At 45.9% G+C, this 8,029-nt stretch carries 10 protein-coding genes; 7 read left to right on the top strand and 3 right to left on the bottom strand.

Annotated elements, in window-relative coordinates:
* The coding region (locus V3S16_RS01515; protein ID WP_413882910.1) for a tRNA1(Val) (adenine(37)-N6)-methyltransferase at positions 1 to 635 on the bottom strand (635 nt) is incomplete at its 3' end.
* Positions 636 to 637: 2 nt separating this feature from the next.
* Positions 638 to 952 (bottom strand): DUF721 domain-containing protein, encoded by a 315-nt coding sequence (locus tag V3S16_RS01520; protein ID WP_413882911.1) that lies wholly within the window; start codon positions 950 to 952, stop codon positions 638 to 640.
* Between the two features lie 404 nt (positions 953 to 1,356).
* Here V3S16_RS01520 and hflK point away from each other — a divergent pair, with 404 nt between their 5' ends.
* Entirely contained in the window at positions 1,357 to 2,391 is a 1,035-nt protein-coding gene (hflK, locus tag V3S16_RS01525) for an FtsH protease activity modulator HflK (RefSeq protein WP_413882912.1), read from the top strand.
* Positions 2,391 to 3,326, top strand: coding sequence for a protease modulator HflC (gene hflC / locus V3S16_RS01530; RefSeq protein ID WP_413882913.1), 936 nt, complete (start codon positions 2,391 to 2,393; stop codon positions 3,324 to 3,326). The genes hflK and hflC overlap by 1 nt, the downstream gene beginning before the upstream one ends.
* Before the next feature lie 73 nt (positions 3,327 to 3,399).
* Here the strand turns inward: hflC and V3S16_RS01535 are convergent, their stop codons facing one another.
* Positions 3,400 to 3,498 carry a 30S ribosomal protein bS22 gene (locus V3S16_RS01535; protein ID WP_413882914.1) on the bottom strand — a complete coding sequence of 33 codons (99 nt, stop codon included), beginning with the start codon at positions 3,496 to 3,498 and terminating at the stop codon, positions 3,400 to 3,402.
* 96 nt (positions 3,499 to 3,594) lie between these two features.
* Between V3S16_RS01535 and V3S16_RS01540 the strand changes: the two genes are divergently transcribed.
* The 5 genes from V3S16_RS01540 to V3S16_RS01560 all read left to right on the top strand — a co-directional run.
* Entirely contained in the window at positions 3,595 to 4,134 is a 540-nt protein-coding gene (locus tag V3S16_RS01540) for a hypothetical protein (RefSeq protein ID WP_413882915.1), read from the top strand.
* A 119-nt stretch (positions 4,135 to 4,253) separates the two neighbouring features.
* Entirely contained in the window at positions 4,254 to 4,541 is a 288-nt protein-coding gene (locus V3S16_RS01545; protein ID WP_413882916.1) for an FmdB family zinc ribbon protein, read from the top strand.
* A 164-nt stretch (positions 4,542 to 4,705) separates the two neighbouring features.
* Complete coding sequence (gene groES / locus V3S16_RS01550) at positions 4,706 to 4,993, top strand: co-chaperone GroES (RefSeq protein WP_413882917.1); 288 nt, start codon at positions 4,706 to 4,708, stop codon at positions 4,991 to 4,993.
* Positions 4,994 to 5,024: 31 nt separating this feature from the next.
* A complete protein-coding gene (gene groL / locus V3S16_RS01555; protein ID WP_413882918.1) occupies positions 5,025 to 6,683 on the top strand; it encodes a chaperonin GroEL in 1,659 nt (552 codons plus the stop codon).
* A gap of 419 nt (positions 6,684 to 7,102) precedes the next feature.
* The coding region (locus V3S16_RS01560) for a LysM peptidoglycan-binding domain-containing protein (RefSeq protein WP_413882919.1) at positions 7,103 to 8,029 on the top strand (927 nt) is incomplete at its 3' end.

The following is an 8,029-nucleotide window of genomic DNA, read 5'->3' on the forward strand; positions in this document are numbered from 1 at the left end:
CGCCCTCCTTTGCTCCCTGCCACTAAAATCAACTTCGCTGCGGTATTTGTGCCGGAATGGATCATGCGCATAAATTTGGGCTCAATATCCGCGCTGCGCATTTGCGAAAGAATATCGGTTATGCGCTCAGCCGGATAGATGGTAATAAAGCGTCCCGCAAGAGGCAGCATGCGACGGGCGGTTTCGACAACATCAAAAAGAGTGGCCTTAATTTCATGCCGGGCAATTGCCCGCTGCCGGTTAGGATTTATTCTTCCTGATTCTGCCTTCCTGAAAGGGGGATTACTTATTACCAGATCCACCGGCCCGGGAATCACATCAGATTGCAGCGTTTTCATATCCATACAAAGAATTGAAATCTGATCCCCCATATTGTTTTCTGCAACATTAAGGGCTGCAAGCTCGGCTAATTGCGGCTGCACCTCAATTCCATATACTTTTATTGTCGCCTGACGATATGCCAGTATCATGGGAATTATACCGCAGCCTGTACCCAGATCCAGAACCGTATCTTCAGGGCGCGGCTTGGCATGGCCGGCAATTAAAACAGCATCAATGGAAAAGCGGTAGCCGCTGCGATGCTGCTTGACTTTAATACGACCGTTAAAAAAAGCATCGATAGTCAAAGAATCCATGACTATACCGGTCCAATCTTGAATTTTATTTCTTCGACCAGGGCTTTGCCCAAAGCTTGGTTGACCTTTGCTATGATATCTTTTTTTAAAAATTGCAGTTCATGGGCCCAGGCTGAACTGGTTACATTTACTAAAAGCAACTTCCCCTTAAAAGCCTCCGGCCGGGCATTTTTAGCGATATTCTCTCCGACGGCACGATCCCAAAGGTCCCATATCTGAGCCAGACCTTCATCCGCCTCATGGCGATAGGACCTCAAAACATTGCTAATAACATTTCCGATGTGCGTAAACTCTTTAACGTTTTTTCTTCTTTTCATAACCTAACCAAAACACGCCGAAACCAAACGATATTTGCCACAAAGGCTCAAAGACACAAAGGATATATTATTCTTCTTAGTGCCTTGGTGCCTTAGTGGCAATAAAAAAAGCTTTGGCATAAAAATAACGAACATTCTTCTTCATGGACTATAAAATGATCGCTTCGATTGTCAAGAAAAACCGGGCCGCCTATATTTCATATCTTACTTCTGCTTTTTACTTGACTTGCAGGGTTTGGTAACATAATTTAGTATAGTTATAATTCGAGCATTCTAACGAGTTATTAAATCGCTTAGCGATTTTATATAACGTCCCGCTTTCAGCGAAACTTAAAATCGCATTTTGCAACTATTTTTAAAGAGGATATTTTGAAATTGCCTCGTAAACCAAATAGGATTAAAACATGAGCTGGGATTGGGAAAAACTCAAAGAGCAGCAACAGCGCAAGGGCGGAGGCGGCATTCCTCCTCAGATGAGTGATCTTTTTGAAAAATTCAAGCAGCTTAAATTGCCGGGCGGCCCGCTGTTGATTCTACTTATTATTATTCTTTTTTTCGGTTCTTCAACATTCTTTACGGTCGGCGTTGATGAAGTCGGCGTGGTCCAGCGCTTTGGCAAATTTATCCGTATCACTCAGCCCGGTCTTAATTTCAAGCTGCCCGCTGGAATTGAAAAAGCTACCAAGGTTAAGGTTCGCCGCGTTTACAAGGAAGAATTCGGTTTCCGCTCCACCCGCGAAGAAGCGCGCTCACGGTCTCGAGGCGGAAGTGAGACTGCCAGCGTATCCCTGATGCTGACCGGTGACTTGAATGTGGCCCTGGTGCCCTGGATCGTTCAGTATCGCATCAAGGATCCTTACGATTTTCTGTTTAAAGTTGCGGATGTCCGTCGACTGCTGATTGATATGTCGGAAGCGGCCATGCGGCTGGTAGTGGGCGACCGCAGCATCAATGAAGTTATCAGCAAGCGCGAAGAAATCGCCATTGAAGCCAGAAATGTCCTGCAAGCAGAAATGGACAATGCCGAATCCGGCATCCATATCGTCACTATTGAAATGAAAAAAACCAATGTTCCCGGACCGGTGCAGCCGTCATTCAATGAAGTCAACCAGGCCATCCAGGAAAAGGAAAAAATGATCTATCAGGCCCTGGAGGATTACAACAAAGAGATCCCGACCGCCCGCGGAGAGGCCGACAGGACCGTCAAAATCGCCGAAGGCTATGCCCTTGACCGCGTCAACCGGGCCAAGGGTGACGCTTCCAGGTTTGTGGCTGTGTTTAAAGAATACGCCAAGGCCAAGGACGTTACCAGACGGCGCCTTTATCTTGAAATGGTCAAAGACCTTTTCCCTAAACTTGGGGACAAATATATCATTGATTCGAATCAGCAAAACCTTTTGCCGCTGCTTAACCTTGGGAAACAAATCGGTGTAAAATAATGAAATCTAAAGGTATTGTTTTAATTGTTGCTGCTGTTGTCATTGCCCTTGTTTATTTTTCCGCCTATATAGTGGATGAAACCGAACAGGTGGTTGTGACCCAGTTCGGGAGAGTAGTGGGCGAACCCAAGCAGGACTCCGGTTTATATTTCATGATTCCTTTTATTCAGTATCCCAATCGTTTCCCGAAAAATCTTCAGGAATGGGACGGTGATCCCGGACAGATCCCCACCCTTGATAAAACCTATATCTGGGTCGACACCTTTGCCCGCTGGAAGATTGTCGATCCTGTTAAATTTTTTCAGACGGTCAACAACACCATCAGCGCCCAGGGACGGCTTGATGATATTATCGATCCCGCGGTTAGAAACTTGATTACCGAGAACCGGCTGATTGAAGCGGTGCGCCAGACCAACCGAAGTATGGACACTTTTGAACACGGGGTTGAAGATGCTAAAGATCAAAAATCGTTTCAAATTACCATCGGCAGAGAAGAAATTACCAAGCGGATCCTGAAACAGGCCCAGCCCAAACTGTCCAAGTTCGGCATTGAAGTGGTCGACGTGAAGATCAAACGTATTAATTATGTAGAGCAGGTCAGAAATTCGGTATACGGCCGCATGATCGCCGAGCGTAGACAGATTGCAGAAAAATTTCGATCCGAAGGTCAAGGGGAGGCCCGCAAGATATTAGGGGATAAAGAAAAAGAATTGAAGCAGATCACTTCCGAAGCCTACCGTAAGGCTCAAACGATAAAAGGTAAAGCCGATGCCGAGTCGACCGAATTATACGCTGAAGCCTATGGCATCGACCCTGATTTTTACTCGTTTATCAAAACGCTTGAAATCTACGGCGAGGCCCTTGGCAAGGACAGTTCGTTAGTGATTTCAACGGACTCGGAGTTCTTTAAATATCTTAAAGGGTATGCCCCTTAGGCTAGAAAAGCACCAAGACCTCTTGAAGCGGAATTGGTGCTTTTTTATATTCAAGAAAAGGTCGGCCTGAATATTATTTGCCTTTTCTGCGTTGATGGCGTGTACGGGCTAAAAGTTTTCTGTGTTTATGCTTTCTCATTTTCTTTCTTCGTTTTTTAACGACACTACCCAACAGATCACCTCCAATCTTAATTTTATTTTTAACCAGTAAAAACACTTTTCTACATGATTCAAATTTGTTTGTCTACAGTTTTTTTTAAAAAAACCCATGGAAAACCTTGAAACCTTCAACGCTGATCAGATTGCCATCGTTAACAACGGCGTTACCATGTCTGAAGAACTTGTGAGCAATTTCTACAAGATGTCCGCCAGTCAGTGGCTGGGCCGCAGATACGATATTAAAACCCTGGCAGACCTTAGCCCCGACGAAACCATTCACGGACCCTTTGCACAAATAATACGTTACCAGGGACATCGCAAAAATTCCTCTTTGGGTTCGGCCGCATATGATTTTTACAAAATATGTCTTCAGGACCATACGATCCTGGCAACAATCAGGCAATCACCGGACATTAAGCTTTTACCGTTTACCCTCTATATCATAACCCACGAACTAATTCATATAGTCAGATTCAGCAAGTTCCTTCAGGGCTTTGATGCCTCTCAGCATGAAACAATGGCGGAAGAGTCACGTGTTCATAAAATAACGCATGAAATTCTCGGCCCGGCTAGTATTCCCGGATCGGCGGATGTATTGAAGTTTTATGACAGATGGCGCCCACCGATTGACGAGTTGAAAAATTTATAATAAAATATTAGCCTACGCCTTGACAATACTATAACATTGGCTATATTAGGTCAGATTTAAAAAAGTTGTCTGGCAAAGCTTGTTTATAACATTTTTTGGAAACAGGAGCCCCTTAACAGATGCCCATTTACGAATATGCATGCATGCAATGCGGCAAAATTAATGAAGTTATTCAGAAATTTTCCGACAAACCTCTAAAAAAATGCAACCATTGTTCCGGAAAACTGCAAAAGCTTATTTCTCATAGCAGTTTCCATCTCAAAGGGACCGGTTGGTATGCAACCGACTATGCCGGCAAAAACCAAAACACTTCCACCTCCCAAGAGAAGGCGGCTAAAGCATCATCGACAGATACAAGCAAATCAAAAAGTAGTAAAACGAAGAAATCTGCCGATAAAACTTCATAAACCCCTTTACAAACAAAAATGTGTGATTATTTTTTCAGAGTTACAACTTCAGTATGCTGGAAAATTAAGGCCTTCCCCATCTATTTCCGGCAACATCATAAAAAACAAATTGAAGTTCTATAACAACATTTCTAATGATCTAATGTAAAAGGAGAATTTTAAAAATGAAACTTAGACCTTTGAATGACCGAATTTTGGTAAAACGTGTTGAGGAGCAAGAAGTAACCAAGGGAGGAATCATTATCCCTGACACCGCTAAGGAAAAGCCGGCCGAAGGTAAAGTCGTTGCGGTTGGAAACGGTAAGTTGGGCGAAGACGGCAAACGAATCCCGCTTGAACTCAAAAAAGGTGATCGGATTCTATTCGGGAAATATGGCGGCGCGGAGATAAATGTTGATGGTGAAGAATACCTGATCATGAATGAAGGCGAAGTTCTTGGCGTTATCGAATAATTTTAAAAAAATAAACGGAGGATAGACCAATATGGCTAAAGAAATAAAATATGGTATGAAAGCCCGCGAAGCCATGCTGAACGGGGTAAGAACGCTTGCTGAGTCGGTTGTCGTAACTCTCGGTCCCAAAGGGAGGAACGTTGTTCTTGATAAATCCTGGGGATCGCCCACGGTTACCAAAGACGGCGTAACGGTGGCCAAGGAAATCGAACTGGATGACAAATTTGAGAACATGGGCGCCCAGATGGTAAAAGAGGTGGCCAGCAAGACCAGTGACATGGCCGGTGACGGCACCACTACGGCTACGCTACTGGCCGCTATAATCTATGAAGAAGGACAGAAGCTGGTTGCCGCCGGCAACAATCCCATGGCCATCAAGCGCGGTGTTGACAAAGCCGTTGAAGTTGCGGTTAAAGAACTGCACAGCATGAGTAAGCCTACCAAAGATCAGCGTGAGATCGCTCAGGTCGGCACCATCTCGGCCAACAACGATGAAACCATCGGCAACATCATCGCCGAAGCCATGAACAAGGTCGGCAAAGAGGGTGTCATTACCGTTGAAGAGGCCAAGGCTATGGAGACTACCCTGGAGGTTGTTGAAGGTATGCAGTTTGATCGCGGCTACCTTTCGCCGTATTTTGTAACCGATGCGGAAAAGATGGTGGTCTCATTGGAAGAACCTTATATTCTCATTAACGAAAAAAAGATCAGCAATATGAAAGATCTGCTGCCCATCCTCGAGCAGATTGCCAAGATGGGCAAACCGCTTATTATCATTGCCGAGGATATCGAAGGCGAAGCCCTTGCCACCCTGGTCGTCAACAAGCTGCGAGGCACCCTGAATGTAGCGGCCGTCAAGGCCCCCGGTTTTGGCGACCGCAGAAAAGCCATGCTCGAAGATATCGCCATTCTGACCGGCGGCCAGGTGGTATCCGAAGACCTGGGAATTAAACTTGAAAACCTTGCTCTGGCTGACCTTGGTCAGGCCAAACGCATCTCCATTGACAAAGACAATACCACCATAGTTGACGGCGGCGGCGCACGCAACGCTCTGGAAGGCCGCGTAAAACAGATCCGGGCTCAAATCGATGAGACCACTTCTGATTATGATCAAGAAAAATTACAGGAACGCCTTGCCAAGCTTATCGGTGGTGTTGCCGTCATCAATGTCGGCGCAGCCACTGAAACTGAAATGAAGGAAAAGAAGGCGCGGGTTGAAGATGCATTGAACGCCACCCGCGCTGCGGTTGAAGAGGGCATTGTGCCCGGCGGTGGTGTTGCCCTGGTCCGCTGTCTGCCGATTCTGGAAAAAATGAAACTCAAGGCGGATCAAAAACTGGGGGTAAAAGTTGTGATGCGCGCCATCGAAGAACCCCTGCGCCAGATTGCCAACAACGCCGGTTTTGAAGGATCCGTTGTCATTGACAGGGTAAAAAAAGAAACGGGTTCTTTTGGATTTAATGCCGAAACCTCAAAATATGAAGATTTGATGGCCGCCGGTGTGATCGACCCCACCAAGGTGGTTCGTTATGCACTGCAAAACGCCGGCAGCGTTGCCTCGCTGATGCTGACCACTGAAGCCATGGTCGCGGACAAACCCGAAGAAAAACAGGATATGGCGATGCCCCCCGGCGGCGGAATGGGCGGCGGCGGAATGGGCGGAATGGGCGGCATGGGTGGCATGATGTAACCCAGGCCCATTTGATAATGTTTGTTCAAAAGCCTTCATGCTTTTTCAGCATGGAGGCTTTTTTTTGCCCGAATTTTTTGTATGCCTATCCGAATAGCTTAATTATTGAAAAGCTTGACAAAAACTGCTAAGCAGGATAAATAAAATCGTAATACGATTTTATAGAACTCCCGCCCCGCTGAAAGCGGGACGGGATCTTATAAGCGAAAGGCACCGCACTTGGCGCCAACTAAAAGTTAAGGGGGACAATTTAAACCATTATCTCTTAGTGTCTTTGTGCCTTAGTGGCTGAATAGTTACAAATGATTAAATTGGGGGTTCAGATGTTTTGCAATCACAAATTCCGAGTGTTTACGTGCTTGATTATTTTTTTCGCTATGACCTTTTTCCCGTTGCATCTCGCGGCACAGCAAACCACCATGACGGTAGAGCATGAGGCCGGTTTTTACTATACCGTTCAAAAAAACGACACGCTCTGGGACCTTTCACAGCGTTTTTCTGATTCAGCATGGCTGTGGCCTGATTTATGGAAGGAAAACAACCAGATCCTCAATCCCCACCGCATATATCCGGGCATGCGCATGCGCCTCTTTCATCAAACGGGAGTCGAAAGCTATGTCGTCAAAGCTGCGCAAAAGAAGGCGCTCCCTCAAGAAGAGCCGGAGGTGCCCAAAGAACTGCCCTTTTACTACTATTCACCCATCGACAGCATTGGATTTGTCAGCAAAACACCTGTCGTTCCCCACGGTTACATCTTTAAGGTCAAAGGTAATAAAACCATGATAAGTACCGGGGATCGGGTTTACATCATGCAACAGAACGACATGCCGTATGCATTAGGGGGCCAATACACCGTCTATCGAACGCTGGAACCGCTGAAAGACGAAAAGACAAAGGCGCGCATAGGAATTCAGCATTATCTGACAGGTGTCGTCGAAATTATTAAAAAAGAACCCCGTTTTGCCATAGCCAGAGTTATACGATCCTTTCGCGCCATTAGAGTCAATGATCTTTTGATGCCATACAAAAAAAGGGCTCCGAAAATAACCCGGACTGCAAGCCGGCCGGGACTAAACGGTAAAATCCTTTTAACTGAAGAACAAGACAGCCTTATAGGCGCCCATACGGTAGCCTTCATCAACAGGGGGCAGGAAGACGGGGTAAAAAAAGGACAGTCCTATAGTATATATTACCAGGAAAAGGAGAAAATCGGTCAAAAGCAAAAACAAGATCTTCTTCTGGCACCGGTGATTTACGGTAAGCTGCTGGTTCTTCACACCGAACCTACAACCTCAACGGTACTTATAACCAGCTCGGAACAGACGGTACACCCCGGCGCGACCTTT

This window comes from Candidatus Desulfatibia sp. (genome assembly GCF_036446775.1).
GTDB lineage: Bacteria > Desulfobacterota > Desulfobacteria > Desulfobacterales > UBA11574 > Desulfatibia_A.